Genomic DNA, 14,087 nt, shown 5'->3' with positions numbered 1-14,087 from the left:
TGGTTATGCCCATATTGTGCAGTGCAGCAAAGTCCGACGCTGTCATCGTTCTTCCGGAGTTTGCCCTGTGCGTAGTTTGTCTGACACCCTGGTCCGCCTGCGGCGCCTGCCCCAACATTCACCTAGCAGCAAACGCCTGAGAGCCTTCGGTGATTTCGGATCGACCCCGGACAACTCAACGCTTGGCTATACGTGCCCGAAACTGCCGGGCCGGGAGCCCCACTTGTCGTTGTTCTCCACGGATGCACGCAGAACGCGGCGGGCTATGATGAAAGCTCGGGCTGGTCGAGGCTCGCAGATCAGCATGGGTTTCTGCTGCTCTATCCGGAGCAGCAACGCATCAATAATCCGAACCTGTGCTTCAATTGGTTTTCACCGGACGATGCAGCCCGCGGAAAAGGCGAGGCCTTGTCCATCCGACAGATGGTCGAGAGCGCGAAGGTGCGGCATGTATCCAACCGTCGGCGCGTCTTTATCACCGGCTTGTCGGCCGGGGGCGCGATGGCTGCGGCCATGCTCGCAACATATCCCGAGGTATTCGCTGGCGGTGCAGTGATTGCAGGCTTGCCGTTCGGCGTGGCGAGTTCCGTTCCGGAGGCGTTTGACCGAATGCGCGGACATGGGGGCCCGCGTCCGGAGGCACTGGCGGAACTGGTTAGCGCCGCATCGCCTCATGACGGCAAGTGGCCTACCCTGTCCGTCTGGCATGGAACCGCTGATCAGACCGTGGATCAATCCAATGCCTCGGCAATCATAGAGCAATGGAGATCGCTACACGGTGCACCGAAGAATCCTGCCAGGTCTGATCTGGTACACGGACACGCCCATCGCGTGTGGGTCGACTCAAGTGGCCGCGAAGTGATCGAGGAATACAGCATCGCCGGTCTTGGCCATGGAACGCCCTTGGACACCCATAGCACTCGCCATGGCGAGCAAGCCGCACCATTCATGCTCGAGGCAGGCATTTCCTCCACCCGCCTGATTTGTCGCTTCTGGGGCATTGTCACGGATGAAGCTGTCGAGAGTGACTCTATCACCCGACTGGTTCATGATGGACATGCGGAGCTGCGAGCACAGCCCGATACACACACGTCGGCTAGTCAACCGGCAATTCAGACAGTCATTGAAGACGCTCTACGGCGCGCCGGTCTCATGAAGTGATCGGTCTGGCCAAGGTTCATCGGGCCGGAGGCGGACCTGCGGCCACGGGCGGCGAGGTCTAGGTCGAGGGCGACTTGTGGTCACTTCGGGCTGCGAAACGCCACGAAGCCCAAACCTAGCGTGAGAGCAGGGAAGAGGACGAGGGCGACGCCGTATTCGACATAGTCTCCCGGAACCGGAAGCAGTGAGCCGCTCGCCGCGAATAGAAAGTTGAGATACCAGGACGAGAGCAGGCCTAACCCGATTACTCCAACAAGCGCAGCTTTTTGCTCGAAACCTGGCGCCCTGTTTGAGCCGCGATCTTCGAAAAGAAGACGAGTGAAGTTGAGCGGCAACAAGCCTGTGAGGATCGTTTCGCCAAGCATCAGAAATAAGGGAAGCGGTCCCGCCGCATCATCTCCCAGCGTCAAAATTATCACCCAGGCCGCAAGAACTAACAGCAGGTTGATGATGAACGTTCGCGGTGGTCCGCCCCGGCTGAACGGGCCGTCGCGGATCTTATCGGATAGCCAAGCCGCGCCGAGCAAACCGACCCCCGAAACGATCACCAATGTTGTTCCGACGACGCCCATACGACATATGCTGATGGATGATTTCGGCGTCCGCAATGGGTCGAAAGCTGCCAGCCGAAAGCTGATGTCGAACAACTTCGGACGTGCTCCTAAATCACCAAGCGAAGAAGTGCTGCTGGAGTGCACCCATTGAGGTTCCCGCCCGTTCAGTTCTCGAAACAACCGAGGACGAAATTGAAATGGAATATGTTGACCCCATCGTCGTGAGCAGCATCGGTGCATTGATTGTCGGTGTGCTACTTGTCGTCGGTGGGCTTTGGGGGAAATCACAAAGCAAGCGAAATACGCGTCGGAGCGCCGAAGTTCTGACAGGCTTAGCGGCTGTATTGGGTATGGTTACCATAGGTGCCGGCGCCCTCTTTCTCGTACAGGCCGTTTGATCAGACTAAGGGCCGACCGGCGAAACTTCCAAAGTCACGACCGGATTGTTAGCGGCAGCAAGGGTCGAAAGCACATGCTAGCCGCCGGCAGGCCGGGCGTGGAACGGGAAGTCTAACCGTCGCCATCCCTTGGGTTGAGACCGTCTACTGAGAGATCCACCCAGCAATTGCCAAGAATGCAGCCACTCCGCCGATGCCGAATGCAAAGACCAGCAATTTGGAGGCGAGCTCGGTTGGACGGGAATTTGACAATCGCTTGCCGTCAAGCCGTTGCATCAATGGGCCTCGAAGCACGCTCGCCCAAATGATGATCGACGCCACCAATAAGAGTGACGACAGAAGCGCAATGATTCGCGCAAGTTCAAGCATCTGAGCGCCCCTTACGCCCGGGCGCGCAGACAACTGGCGGCGCCGCATCAGCAAGGTCGATCAACTGCGTTTCCGCCGAATGCGCTTTCAGACTGTAGCGACCAGCAAGATCGTAATGAATTAGCCGCGCCTCGGCGCTTCCAGCGTTTTCGGCTAGCTTGAGGGAAGCCCTCTTGCGTTTGAGCCAATAACCCTTTTCCATAGTTCATCTCCCGCGAGCGAGAGCACCAAGATGTCTCTCTGTCACAGGGCGCTCGATTGCGATCTCAGGTGATGATTTCTTGTAGCACTGCGTCATGAATGCGGCGTGACGGGGCAATAGGCCATCGGATCACTGGCGAGTTAGGCGGCTGCGGTCGCCGTGCACAAACTGATTGCTGCCGCGAGATCACGCCTTCGGAATGGCTTCGTCAGTCGAGGCAAATTGGGATCCATCCCGGCCGTCTCTGCGTAACCGGAAACGATAAGCACTGGTTTGCCTGGCCATTTCTCCCTCATGGCAAAGGCGAGGTCAGTCCCGCTCATGCCCGGCATCAGGTGGTCAGTGACTACAAGATCCGGTTGAAGGCCCTCGCTGATTAGCTTCATCGCGCATTCGGCAGAGCGGGCTTGGATTACGTTAAAGCCCATGTCGGAAAGCATATCAGCAGTACTTTCGCGGACGAGTTCCTCGTCATCCACCAGCAGAACAGTTCCCACTTGAAGATCATCATCCGCACCATGCGTCCGGGAGAGAGATGGAGCAGCCGCCGATGGTGCCGCGCGCAACCATAACTCCGCTGTGGTGCCGACGCCGCTCCGGCTGGCCAGCGTCAATGCGCCGCCGAGCTGCAGAGCAAGTCCATGGACCATGGACAAGCCCAACCCAGTGCCTTGACCGATACCCTTTGTGCTGAAGAAGGGCTCTATGGCGCGCACGAGAGTTTCCTCATCCATCCCAACCCCCGTATCACTCACGGCAAGCCGCACATATTCACCGGTTGCCAGCTTTGAACGATGACCAGCTCCAATCACAACTTTGTTTACAGCGATGGTGAGCAGGCCGCCGTCGGGCATCGCATCGCGCGCGTTTACCGCCAGATTAAGTAGAGCCATTTCAAGTTGGTTTGCGTCCGCGAATGCCGCGGAGGAATCGTTAGCAAGATCGAGTTCGACCTTGATTTTTGGACCAGAGGTGCTGGCGATCAAGTCGGCGATCTCACCGACGAGCCGTACGATATCAACGCCGGCAAGTTGCAGGGGCTGGCGACGAGCAAAAGCTAGCAAACGCTGTACAAGGACCTTCGCCCGTTCGGCCGATGCAAGGGCGCCGGCTATCTGCCGCTGCGTGCGTTCGTCGCCAAAGTTGCGCCGTTGGAGGAGGTCGAGCGTACCCGTGATGGGGGTCAGAAGGTTGTTGAAGTCGTGAGCGACTCCGCCCGTGAGCTGCCCCATGGCTTCGAGCTTCTGCGATTGGCGAAGCGCTTCCTGTGCTTGTTCGAGCTCTGACGTTCGCTCGGCAACGCGATGTTCAAGAGTTTCCGCAAGTTCGCGCAATTCGGTCTCGGCAGCCATTCGCTCCGTGACATCGTGACCCTCACAGAAAATGCCGGTTACCTGACCCTGCTCATCGACGACCGGCTCATAGATGAAGTCGAGAAAGCGTTGTACCGGAGGCGCGTCGGGCTCAAGCTGAAGCATAGCTGGGGCGGTCTGCGCAACGAAGCGCTCACCTGTCGCATAAACGCCATCGAGCCACTCGAAATAGCCTTGTCCTTCCAGCTCTGGAAAAACTTCACGGACAGTTCGTCCCAGGAATTGGCGCTGCCCAAACAGGCGAGCATAGGCTTCGTTGACGAAATCGAATCGGTGATCGGGTCCCGTGAGAACGGTGATAAATCCGGGTGCTCGTTCGAATAGTCGTCGTTGCCGCTCAGCCTCATCGGCAAGGCGCCGCTGGGCAACGATCTTGTCGGTGGTCTCAGCCACAGCACAAAACATGCCCGCGATCTGGCCAGCATCATCGCGAACAGGGGAGTATGAGAAGGTGAACCAGGTTTGCTCGTCGAAACCCTTGCGGTTCATGACCAGCGGAAGGTCCTCCAGCCAAGTCGCCTCGCCGTTTAGCGCGCGGTGAGCAAGCGGCCCCACGTCTTCCCAGATTTCGCTCCAGACGTCCTTAAAGCGAGCCCCCATCGCCTCTGGGTGCTTTGCGCCTAGGATGACGGCGTATGCATCGTTGTAGAGAAAGCCGAGTTCGGGTCCCCAAGCCACGAACATAGGAAACTTGGACCCGAGCATCAGGCTGACGACAGAGCGCAGGGGTTGCGGCCAATCTGCCGGCTGGCCGAGCGGCGAGTGCGACCAATCGAGCGAGCGCATTAATGCCCCGGCCTCGCCCCCGTCCCACAGGACAGGGCGTGGATCGCCCATCTCAACTGAACCTTGGTCGATCAACGTCTAATTCCTGCCTTCAGGCATGGCCTGCTAGCGTTAAGCGCGTCAGTCGACTCGCATCACGCTCCCGCAAACTATAAGCTCCTATGCGAAATGGAGCGATTGAAGATGAACGGCGTGTGGGCTTCAATAACAGTCGATCGAAGGCCGTAGGCGGCGCTTAGCTACTTGCTTCGACGGGACGAACTAAGGAAGTCGCGGATGTCTTGGCGGCTGATACTTGGAGTACGAAGAGGATCAGTCCCTTGTCGTCAGTGACGTTCATCTCCCATTCCTCGTCAACCCAGATTCGCCCCGCGTGATCTTTCAGGAGGTCGCCGACACGGCATGCCGCTTCGATCCTCGCCTGATCGACGCCGCTCAGCTCCGCGCCCTCGGTCAAGAGGACATGAGTTTCCGTGCGAACTTGGAAGTTGAAGTAGGGCACCGAATGAGAACGAGTCCTTAGGCGGCCCGGTTCCCGCAGTTACGCACTGGCCCAGTCAGGTCCGCGTCGGGCTGGGGACCTGACCGTCGCCACATTGGCAACGGGTTAGCAAGCGGACTTTGCCCGATGCTCCATCAGTAGCCCGTCGAGCTCTTCTATGCGGAGCCGCTGGGGTGTGCCCTTGGCGAGGCCCTTCAGCCGACATTCGGCCCACAGTTTCCTGCGTTCCGCTTCCAAACTCTTGAGGTACAGATCAGCCACTCAGGATTTCCTCCTGACTTTCCTCTGCCGACCGCGGCTGAGCATCGCGTTATCAGAGTTCACCTCGTCCTCCGCGGCCAATTTTTGCCACCTTGCGAAGCGGTCATGTTCGAGCGTCCCTTGCGCAATTGCGGCCCGGATGGCGCAATCTGGCTCTCCTGCATGCGTGCAGTTCGAGAAGCGGCATTCGAGTGATAGCGCGACTATGTCGTCAAAGAGTTCGGCAACGCCGGCGGACACTTCGGACATCTTTAGCTCACGCATGCCAGGTGTGTCGACAAGCCAGCCGCCCCCCTGTGGGCCGATGCTAATGCGGTGCATCTGGCGAACTGTTGTCGTGTGCAGCCCTTTCCCGTCGCTCTCCCGGACGGGCTGCGTTGCGATGTCATCGGTTCCCTTCAGGGTGTTGACGAGAGTTGATTTCCCGACCCCGGATGACCCCACGAGAGCAATCGTTTCGCCAAACTTGCAGAAGGCACTGAGGTCCGAGACGCTCTCAGGATCGCGTGCGTTGACCAACTGGACTTGCAGTCCGGCCTGGAGCGCCTGCGCCGCTTCAAGGAATAATCCGGATGTCGTTGAAAGGTCGGCCTTGGTGAGAACCACGATTGGCCGCACCCCAACCTCACGTGCGAGAACCAGATAGCGTTCGATGCGCGCCACGTTGAAGTCCTGGTTGCATGATGTGACGACAAAGAGCGTATCGACGTTTGCAGCGATGAGCTGGAGCCGACGGTCATCGCCTGGAGCTAAACGCTTGAACAAGCTGGTTCGATCAAGAATGCGCACAAGGTTCCGGCTGCTCGCGTCAACAAGGAGCCAGTCACCCACCGTTGGTCGGTCTTCGGGTCCTTTTGGCGCCGAGATGACAGAGGAGATTGAGTCTTCGAACCCTTCGCCCGCGACAGTCACCATTCCGCGATGGACGGACATTACTCGAACAGGCCGGCACCCCCGAGCCTCGTCGGCAGATAGCTGCCCGCTAAAGAACGGCTGCCATCCAAGCTGGGGCAGCGTTGAGTTCAGGGCTTCCATAGGATTTCAAAAAGCTTCCGTCAGTTCCCCCGTCCACTTCGCAGGGGCATCTAGGCGTTGCTCGGGAGTAAGCCTGCGGTGTCCTACTGGCACCACCGAAGCGCGTTCCCGGCGTTGCCTCGAAGAGAGGTCATAGGCTCTTGTAAGGGCGCTGTCGCTTGTTTCGACCTGCCAACTGATCACACGCCTTTGGATGGACAAAATTGCCTGCTAAGGCGCCGCCATGCTGAAAATCAACGGGCTGACGGTTCGCCTCGGCGGACGCACGATACTTGATCGCGCTTCTGCGGCCATCCCACCCGGGACCCATGTTGGCCTGATCGGTCGCAATGGTGCGGGCAAGTCGACCTTGATGAAGGCGATCATTGGCTTGATCGACCCCGACGAGGGATCCATCGAAATGCCTCGCCGGACACGTCTGGGCTATATCGCCCAAGAGGCTCCCGCCGGCGTCGCAACTCCGTTCGAGACGGTGCTTGCAGCAGACAGCGAACGGGCATGTCTCATGGCTGAGGCTGAAAGTTGCAGCGATCCGCATCGGCTTGGAGACATCCACGATCGCCTGTTAGCAATCGATGCTTACACGGCTCCGGCACGAGCCGCGCGTATTCTCCTTGGGCTCGGCTTCGACGAAGAGATGCAAGGCCGTCCCCTGGACAGCTATTCGGGCGGCTGGCGGATGCGCGTGGCGCTAGCCGCGCTGTTGTTTTCGAAGCCGGACCTGTTGCTGCTCGATGAGCCGTCGAACCACCTCGACCTGGAAGCCACGCTGTGGCTCGAAAACTTCCTCAAGAGCTATGCCGGAACACTTGTCGTCATCAGCCACGAGCGGGATCTACTCAACAATGTCGTGGACACGATCCTGCACTTGGAGCGGGGCAAGATCACGCTTTACTCGGGAGGCTATGACAGCTTCGAGCGGCAGCGCGCAGAGCGCGCCGCCCAGATCGCAGCCGCACAGGCGACTCAGGACGCGCAGCGCGCACGTTTGCAGGACTACATCGCTCGGAACAGCGCTCGTGCGTCAACTGCGAAACAGGCCCAGTCCCGCGCGAAGATGCTCGCCAAGATGCAGCCGATCGCAGCTTTGGCGGACGATCCCAGTCTCAGCTTCGACTTCCCGAGCCCGTCGAAACTCAGGCCTCCGCTAATCACGCTCGACATGGCGAGCGTTGGCTACGACGAGACACCCGTCCTGCGTCGTTTAAACCTGCGGGTCGATCCTGATGACCGCATCGCTCTTCTCGGTCGAAACGGAAACGGCAAGACCACCCTGGCACGTCTTCTCGCAGCGCAGCTCCTGCCGATGGACGGCGGAATCACGAAGTCGGGGAAGATGCGCGTCGGCTATTTCACCCAGTATCAGGTCGAGGAACTGCATGGCGACGATACGCCGCTGCAGCACATGACGCGTGCCATGAGCGATAACACTCCAGGTGCCGTCCGCGCCCAGCTCGGCCGATTCGGCTTCTCAGGCGACAAGGCGACGACGCTTGTAGGCAAACTGTCCGGTGGGGAGCGGGCCCGGCTGGCACTGGCTTTGATCACGCGAGACGCCCCGCACCTGCTCATTCTGGACGAGCCGACTAACCACCTCGACGTGGATTCTCGCGAGGCGCTGGTACAGGCGCTGAATGGCTATGAGGGCGCCGTGATCATCGTAAGCCACGACCGACATATGATCGAGCTAACTGCTGACCGCTTGGTGCTGGTCGAGAATGGCGGAGCGACGGAATACGCCGGCAGTGTACACGATTACATTGACTTCATTCTCGGGCGCGGAACTCTTCCGGCCGAGAAGCCGAAGCAGCAACGCCATGATCGCAAGGCTGCGGCCAAAGCGCGCGAAGATGCACGTGCTCTCAAGAGGGCCGCCGCGGAGGCCGAAGCCGCAAGCGCGAGATTGGCGGCCCAATGCGCCGCACTCGATCGTGCATTGGTCGACCCGACCAATGCTGCAGCTGAGTTTGCGAACGTGCCGATGAGCGAATTAAGCAAGCGTCGCGCCCAAGCCGCGTCCGAGTTGCAAGCGGCCGAAGCACGATGGTTAGAAGTGAACGAACAACTCGACAGGCTCGCCGCCTGACCGAGGACCTTCTGGTTCGCGGCGCTTGGCCGCACAAGATCCGGACGATTGCCTCAATCTCGCTAACCGGAGCGTGTTTCGCGACCCATCAAGTGGGGGTGGAAGCGGGTCCGATAATGACAGCTTTGGGCGCAAAGCAGACAGTCCGGTGGGGAACTGTTATCGGAAAGCTATGGGAAGATGCAGGGACTTCGCACTTTTCCGCCTTTGGATAAGTGCATGAAACATCAGGATAGAACCGGTCCGCCCCAGGGCACCATTTTCGACATCCCGACACCCTCGCTGACGCTCGACTTGCCGCGCCTGGAACGCAATGCGGCGGCGATGCGCGAGAAGGTGCGGCAGCTCGGCGTGACGCTTCGACCGCACGTGAAGACTTCCAAATCGATCGACGTCCTGCGCGTGCTTACCGGCGGCGATGCCATACCCATCACCGTCTCGACGCTGGCCGAAGCGCATTACTTCTTCGAGCATGGCGTGACCGATATTCTCTACGCTGTCGGCATCGCGCCGGCTAAGCTACCTGAAGTCGCCGCGCTTATCCGCGCTGGCTGCCGCCTGAAGATTATCCTCGACACGCCGGAGGCGGCGGCGGCGGTCGCGGCCTTTTCCGACGCAAATGATTTGCCCATCCCCACGCTGATCGAAATCGACACCGACGGTCACCGTGCTGGTGTCGCTGCAGACGATCCGCTGCTGATCGAAATCGGCCGCGCGCTCGGCGGGAACCGTGCGGGGGTCATGACCCACGCGGGGGCATCCTACGACTGCCGCTCCGACGACGAGACCGTCGCGATGGCCGAACAGGAACGGTCTCTTACGGTCGAGGCTGCGGAACGCCTCCGGGCTGCCGGGCTGGCTTGCGAGATTGTCAGCGTCGGCTCGACTCCGACGGTCCACTTCGGCCGCAATCTCGACGGCGTGACCGAGGCGCGCGCCGGCGTCTATGCGTTCGGCGACCTCGTCCAGGCCGAGCTTGGCACCTGTGCCATCGACGATATCGCGATCGGCGTGATCGCGAGCGTCATTGGACACAATCGCCATCATGGGCGCGTGCTGATCGACGCGGGCTTCCTCGCGCTCAGCCGCGATCGCGGGACGGCTGGTATGCCGCTCGACTGGGGCTATGGCGCCGTATGCGACGCGGCGACCGGCGAGCTGCTGGATGACGTGTTCGTCTCATCGACCAATCAGGAACACGGCATCATCACCAGCCGCTCGGGCGAGATCGACTTCGACCGCTTCCCGATCGGCTCCCGCGTGAAGATCCTGCCCAATCATGCCTGCGCGACAGCTGCCGCTTACGGCCGCTACTTCGTCACCGACGGTAGCGAACGGGTCGCGGCAACCTGGGATCGCGTCAACGGCTGGTAGTGCTTGCGCCCAGTCGACTAGGCGGACTAGCGACGCACGTCGTTCGCCGCGTGGAGAGCCTTGATGTCGCGTTACCTGCTGTTCGTCGTTCCCCTTGCTCTTTCGTCCGCATCCACCGCCGCACCGCGCGACAATCTCAACGCCGCCGCGCGCGATTTCGTCCGGCTTGAACTGGCGATCGGCGAGAAGGAAGACGGCTACATCGACGCCTATTACGGCCCAGCCGATCTGAAGGCGGAAGGCCAAGCCCTAGCCAAGACGTCCGACCTTCCCGCACTGCAAGATCGCGCTCAAGATTTACGTAGCCGCATCGCAAAGCTGGCTGCCGAGAACCCGCGCCGGAGCAGGTTCCTTCAGGCGCAGCTGACCGCTGCCGTTACCCGCCTGCGGATGATGCGCGGCGAGAAGCTTAGCTTCGATGACGAGGCGCTCGGCCTGTTCGGACTCCGTCCCAAACTGAAGCCGCTCAGCGCTTACGATCCCATCCTGGCGCGCATCGACAAGCTAATCCCCGGCAAGGGCACGCTGGCCGAGCGAGTCGACGCATTCCAGGACGGCTTCTTGATCAAGACCGAGCGGCTGAAGCCGGTGTTCGACGCCGCCATCGCCGGCTGCAAGGCGCGGACCGTTCGCCACATCAAGCTGCCGCCCAAAGAGCGCTTCGACCTCGCCTTCGTCACCGGCAAGAGCTGGTCGGGCTACAATTACTATCAGGGCAAATATCACAGCAAAATCGAGGTCAACACGGACTTGCCGATCCGCATCAGCCGCGCCGTCGATCTCGGCTGCCACGAGGGCTACCCGGGCCACCACGTCCTCAACTCGCTGCTCGAGCAACGGCTGGAACGCGGCCGCGGCTGGGCCGAATTCAGCGTCTACCCGCTTTTCTCGCCGCAGTCGGTGATTGCGGAAGGCTCAGCCAACTACGGCATCGACCTCGCCTTCCCCGGTCCGCAGAAGCTCGCGTTCGAAACTTCGACGCTATATCCGCGCGCCGGCCTCCCGACGCGCGACGCGGCGCGTTACGATGCGTTGCTCAGGGCGATGAAGGATCTCGCCGGGTCGCGCATGACGATTGCCCGCGCATTTCTCGACGGCCGCATCAGCGAAGCGCAGGCCGTCGAACTGCAGCGCAAATACGGCCTCACCAGCGAAGCGCGCGCGAAGCAGTCGATTTCCTTCACCAAGCAGTACCGGACCTACGTCATCAACTACGGCCTCGGCGAGCAGATGGTGAAGCTAGACGTGGAGAGCCGGCGCGGGACCGCCGCCCGCTGGAAGCGCTTCGAACAGATCATCAGCGAACCGACGTTGCCGTCGGACCTGAAGAGCCGCTAGTGCGCGATCTTGAAACGGACGCGAACGGTATAATAGCTGGCGACCTTGGTTCCGTCGGCTAACTCCGCCGGTGAGAATATGGCGCGCTGCGTAATCTTGTCGCACGTCACTTTGTTGAATTCTTTCTGTTCGTATCGGCTGAGGCTGGTGCACTTCGTCACGTGACCGCCCGCGTCCACCAGGACTCGCGCATTGACCTCGCTCTCGTGGCCGCCCCGAAGCATCTCGCCAGGATAGTCGTTCGGGCTGATCCATCTGTTGGAGTCCACGGCCCAGACCGGCCTTACGATTCGGTCTTCCATGTCCGGGTCGACGCCCCAATCGCGCAGGGACACCCGGGCGCAATCATCCAGTGATTCGATTGCTTCGCCAAGCGAACCGGTTTCCAAAATGACCGGTCGGCGGCTGTCGATCCGGATTTCGGTCGTGGCGGTCGCGAACGCGTGCCGCGCCGCCTTCTCTTCGTCTTGCTGCGCTTTGGGTATGGGTGCTGGGCGCGTGCGCGGAGCGGCATTTGCGGACTTGTCACGAGCTTCGACCCGGTCGTCGAGCGACTTTGGAAGCAAGCGCGCGCCACCCCACAGGATGGCTGTTCGCGAATCGTTGGCGGCTACTGCCGGGCGGCCGTGATCGAGCACCGTCCCAGATGGAAGAAATCTGGCGCTGACCTCATCCTTCATCGTGTCGAGCCCACGGCCGATGACGAGCATGTCCATGGAGCCGGGACCCTCGCTCTCGAACGACAACACAATCAGATGCGCGCCTTCACCGAAGCCACGGCTCAGCTTGCAGCTGTTCTCCGCAAAATCGAGGATCCACTTTGTGGAGGGCGGCACCCGCACCGGTTCCGCAGCAGCAATCAGACTGGGTGCCAACGCGCTTAACGCAACAAGGGACCTGGACCGCATACTACCTCCGCCCGAGCCCGGCAGGCTAAGCGACGAACCGCAGCGGCGTCCAGATTAAAGCTTCTCGGTCAGCTCCGGGACGATTTTGAAGAGGTCGCCGACGAGGCCGATGTCCGCGACCTGGAAGATCGGGGCTTCTTCGTCCTTGTTGATGGCGATGATCGTCTTCGAATCCTTCATGCCGGCGAGGTGCTGGATCGCGCCCGAAATGCCGATCGCGACATAGACTTCCGGCGCGACGATCTTGCCGGTCTGACCGACCTGATAGTCGTTCGGCGCATAGCCGGCGTCTACTGCGGCGCGGCTAGCGCCGACGGCGGCGCCGAGCTTGTCGGCGAGCGGATCGATGAGCGCGTGGAACTGATCGGATGAGCCGAGCGCGCGGCCGCCGGAAACGATGACCTTCGCGCTGGTGAGCTCCGGCCGCTCGCTCTTCGACGCTTCGAGGGAAACGAACCTGCTGCTGCCCGGATCGCCGCCGGCGTCAGCCTGCTCGACGGTGCCCGAGCCGCCTTCCGCCGATGCCTTCTCGAACGCCGTCGTGCGAACAGTAAGGACCTTCTTGGCGTCCTTCGACTTGACCGTCGCGATGGCGTTGCCGGCGTAGATCGGCCGGGTGAACGTGTCGGCGCCTTCGACCGATAGGACGTCGCTGATCTGCATGACGTCGAGCAAGGCAGCCACGCGCGGAGCGATGTTCTTGCCGGTCGTCGTTGCCGGCGCGACGAACGCGTCGTGGCTTTCCATCAGCTTGGCCGCGATAGGTGCAACGGCTTCGGCGAGCTGATGCTCGAGCGCCGGCGCATTTGCGACATAGACCTTCGACACGCCAGCAATTTTCGAGACAGCCTGCGCGACGCCATCGGCATTGTTGCCGACAACCAGCGCATTCACGTCGCCCAGTTGGGACGCGGCCGTGACCGTCGCGAGCGTGGCATCCTTGATATGGCTGCCATCATGTTCGACCAGGACCAGAACGCTCATTTCGCAATCCCCAAACCCTTGAGGCGTTCGACCAACTCGTCGACGCTGCCCACCTTGATGCCCGCCTGGCGCTTGGCCGGCTCGACGACCTTCAGCGTCTCCAGCCGGCGCGCGACGTCGACGCCGAAATCGCCCGGCGACTTGGTCGCGAGCGGCTTTGACTTCGCCTTCATGATGTTGGGCAGCGAGGCGTAGCGCGGCTCGTTGAGGCGAAGGTCGGTGGTGACCACGGCGGGAAGGGTGAGCTTCACCGTCTCGAGCCCGCCATCGACCTCGCGCGTGACCGTCGCGCCGTCACCGAGTTCGACCTTCGAGGCGAACGTGCCCTGCGGCCAGCCGAGAAGCGCGGCAAGCATCTGGCCCGTCGCATTATTGTCGTCGTCGATCGCCTGCTTGCCGAGGATGACGAGTTGCGGCTGTTCTTCCTCGGCGATCTTGGCGAGGATCTTGGCGACCGCGAGCGGCTCCACTTCCTCATCGGTCTGCACAAGGATCGCGCGATCGGCGCCCATCGCGAGAGCGGTGCGCAGCGTTTCCTGCGCCTTGGCCGGTCCGACCGAGACGGCGACGATTTCGGTCGCCGCGCCCTTTTCCTTGAGCCGGATCGCTTCTTCGACCGCGATCTCGTCGAACGGGTTCATGCTCATCTTGACGTTGGCGAGATCGACGCCGGAGCCGTCCATCTTCACCCGCGGTTTGACGTTGTAGTCGATGACGCGTTTGACCGCGACCAGAACCTTCATCTTCGTCTCCAGT

13 protein-coding genes are annotated in these 14,087 nt (G+C 61.0%); 4 read left to right on the top strand and 9 right to left on the bottom strand.

Annotation, left to right across the window (positions count from 1 at the left end; translation table 11 throughout):
• Positions 1–192 precede the first annotated feature (192 nt).
• Positions 193–1,161: an extracellular catalytic domain type 1 short-chain-length polyhydroxyalkanoate depolymerase gene (locus ABD704_RS10825; RefSeq protein ID WP_344699695.1), complete on the top strand. Its 969-nt coding sequence runs from the start codon at positions 193–195 to the stop codon at positions 1,159–1,161.
• An 80-nt stretch (positions 1,162–1,241) separates the two neighbouring features.
• Here ABD704_RS10825 and ABD704_RS10820 read toward each other — a convergent pair whose 3' ends face one another.
• From ABD704_RS10820 to rsgA, 6 genes are all read right to left on the bottom strand, one after another.
• Entirely contained in the window at positions 1,242–1,733 is a 492-nt protein-coding gene (locus ABD704_RS10820) for a hypothetical protein (protein ID WP_344699694.1), read from the bottom strand.
• Between the two features lie 524 nt (positions 1,734–2,257).
• Positions 2,258–2,482 carry a hypothetical protein gene (locus ABD704_RS10815; protein ID WP_344699693.1) on the bottom strand — a complete coding sequence of 75 codons (225 nt, stop codon included), beginning with the start codon at positions 2,480–2,482 and terminating at the stop codon, positions 2,258–2,260.
• Positions 2,483–2,824: 342 nt separating this feature from the next.
• Positions 2,825–4,918 carry a hybrid sensor histidine kinase/response regulator gene (locus ABD704_RS10810; protein WP_344699692.1) on the bottom strand — a complete coding sequence of 698 codons (2,094 nt, stop codon included), beginning with the start codon at positions 4,916–4,918 and terminating at the stop codon, positions 2,825–2,827.
• Positions 4,919–5,078: 160 nt separating this feature from the next.
• Positions 5,079–5,345: a DUF6894 family protein gene (locus ABD704_RS10805; RefSeq protein ID WP_344699691.1), complete on the bottom strand. Its 267-nt coding sequence runs from the start codon at positions 5,343–5,345 to the stop codon at positions 5,079–5,081.
• Between the two features lie 105 nt (positions 5,346–5,450).
• The gene (locus tag ABD704_RS10800; RefSeq protein WP_344699690.1) at positions 5,451–5,606 is read right to left on the bottom strand and encodes a hypothetical protein; all 156 of its coding nucleotides are present in this window, start codon (positions 5,604–5,606) and stop codon (positions 5,451–5,453) included.
• Positions 5,607–6,395, bottom strand: coding sequence for a ribosome small subunit-dependent GTPase A (rsgA, locus tag ABD704_RS10795; protein ID WP_344700538.1), 789 nt, complete (start codon positions 6,393–6,395; stop codon positions 5,607–5,609).
• A 469-nt stretch (positions 6,396–6,864) separates the two neighbouring features.
• Between rsgA and ABD704_RS10790 the strand changes: the two genes are divergently transcribed.
• From ABD704_RS10790 to ABD704_RS10780, 3 genes are all read left to right on the top strand, one after another.
• Positions 6,865–8,727, top strand: a complete 1,863-nt coding sequence (locus ABD704_RS10790; RefSeq protein WP_344699689.1) for an ABC-F family ATP-binding cassette domain-containing protein — start codon at positions 6,865–6,867, stop codon at positions 8,725–8,727.
• A gap of 219 nt (positions 8,728–8,946) precedes the next feature.
• Entirely contained in the window at positions 8,947–10,101 is a 1,155-nt protein-coding gene (locus ABD704_RS10785) for an alanine racemase (protein WP_344699688.1), read from the top strand.
• 63 nt (positions 10,102–10,164) lie between these two features.
• Entirely contained in the window at positions 10,165–11,439 is a 1,275-nt protein-coding gene (locus ABD704_RS10780) for a hypothetical protein (protein ID WP_344699687.1), read from the top strand.
• On the opposite strand, the gene ABD704_RS10775 is transcribed toward ABD704_RS10780, so the two are convergent.
• The 3 genes from ABD704_RS10775 to ABD704_RS10765 form a co-directional block, all read right to left on the bottom strand.
• Positions 11,436–12,314, bottom strand: a complete 879-nt coding sequence (locus ABD704_RS10775; protein ID WP_344699686.1) for an energy transducer TonB — start codon at positions 12,312–12,314, stop codon at positions 11,436–11,438. The two genes, ABD704_RS10780 and ABD704_RS10775, sit on opposite strands and share 4 nt — an antisense overlap.
• An 87-nt stretch (positions 12,315–12,401) precedes the next feature.
• A complete protein-coding gene (locus ABD704_RS10770) occupies positions 12,402–13,331 on the bottom strand; it encodes an electron transfer flavoprotein subunit alpha/FixB family protein (RefSeq protein ID WP_344699685.1) in 930 nt (309 codons plus the stop codon).
• Complete coding sequence (locus ABD704_RS10765; RefSeq protein ID WP_344699683.1) at positions 13,328–14,074, bottom strand: electron transfer flavoprotein subunit beta/FixA family protein; 747 nt, start codon at positions 14,072–14,074, stop codon at positions 13,328–13,330. The genes ABD704_RS10770 and ABD704_RS10765 overlap by 4 nt, the downstream gene beginning before the upstream one ends.
• Positions 14,075–14,087: the final 13 nt, after the last annotated feature.

Origin of the sequence: Sphingomonas limnosediminicola, assembly GCF_039537965.1 — a bacterium.
Taxonomy (GTDB): domain Bacteria; phylum Pseudomonadota; class Alphaproteobacteria; order Sphingomonadales; family Sphingomonadaceae; genus Sphingomicrobium; species Sphingomicrobium limnosediminicola.
This window is presented reverse-complemented; position numbering and strand designations above follow the sequence as displayed.

Bases quoted from the DNA above. Each gene is read 5' to 3' on its own strand.
- ABD704_RS10770 (WP_344699685.1), bottom strand. From the start codon at position 13,331: ATGAGCGTTCTGGTCCTGGTCGAACATGATGGCAGCCATATCAAGGAT.
- ABD704_RS10765 (WP_344699683.1), bottom strand. From the start codon at position 14,074: ATGAAGGTTCTGGTCGCGGTCAAACGCGTCATCGACTACAACGTCAAA.
- ABD704_RS10790 (WP_344699689.1), top strand. From the start codon at position 6,865: ATGCTGAAAATCAACGGGCTGACGGTTCGCCTCGGCGGACGCACGATA.
- ABD704_RS10785 (WP_344699688.1), top strand. From the start codon at position 8,947: ATGAAACATCAGGATAGAACCGGTCCGCCCCAGGGCACCATTTTCGAC.
- ABD704_RS10780 (WP_344699687.1), top strand. From the start codon at position 10,165: ATGTCGCGTTACCTGCTGTTCGTCGTTCCCCTTGCTCTTTCGTCCGCA.
- ABD704_RS10815 (WP_344699693.1), bottom strand. From the start codon at position 2,482: ATGCTTGAACTTGCGCGAATCATTGCGCTTCTGTCGTCACTCTTATTG.
- ABD704_RS10820 (WP_344699694.1), bottom strand. From the start codon at position 1,733: ATGGGCGTCGTCGGAACAACATTGGTGATCGTTTCGGGGGTCGGTTTG.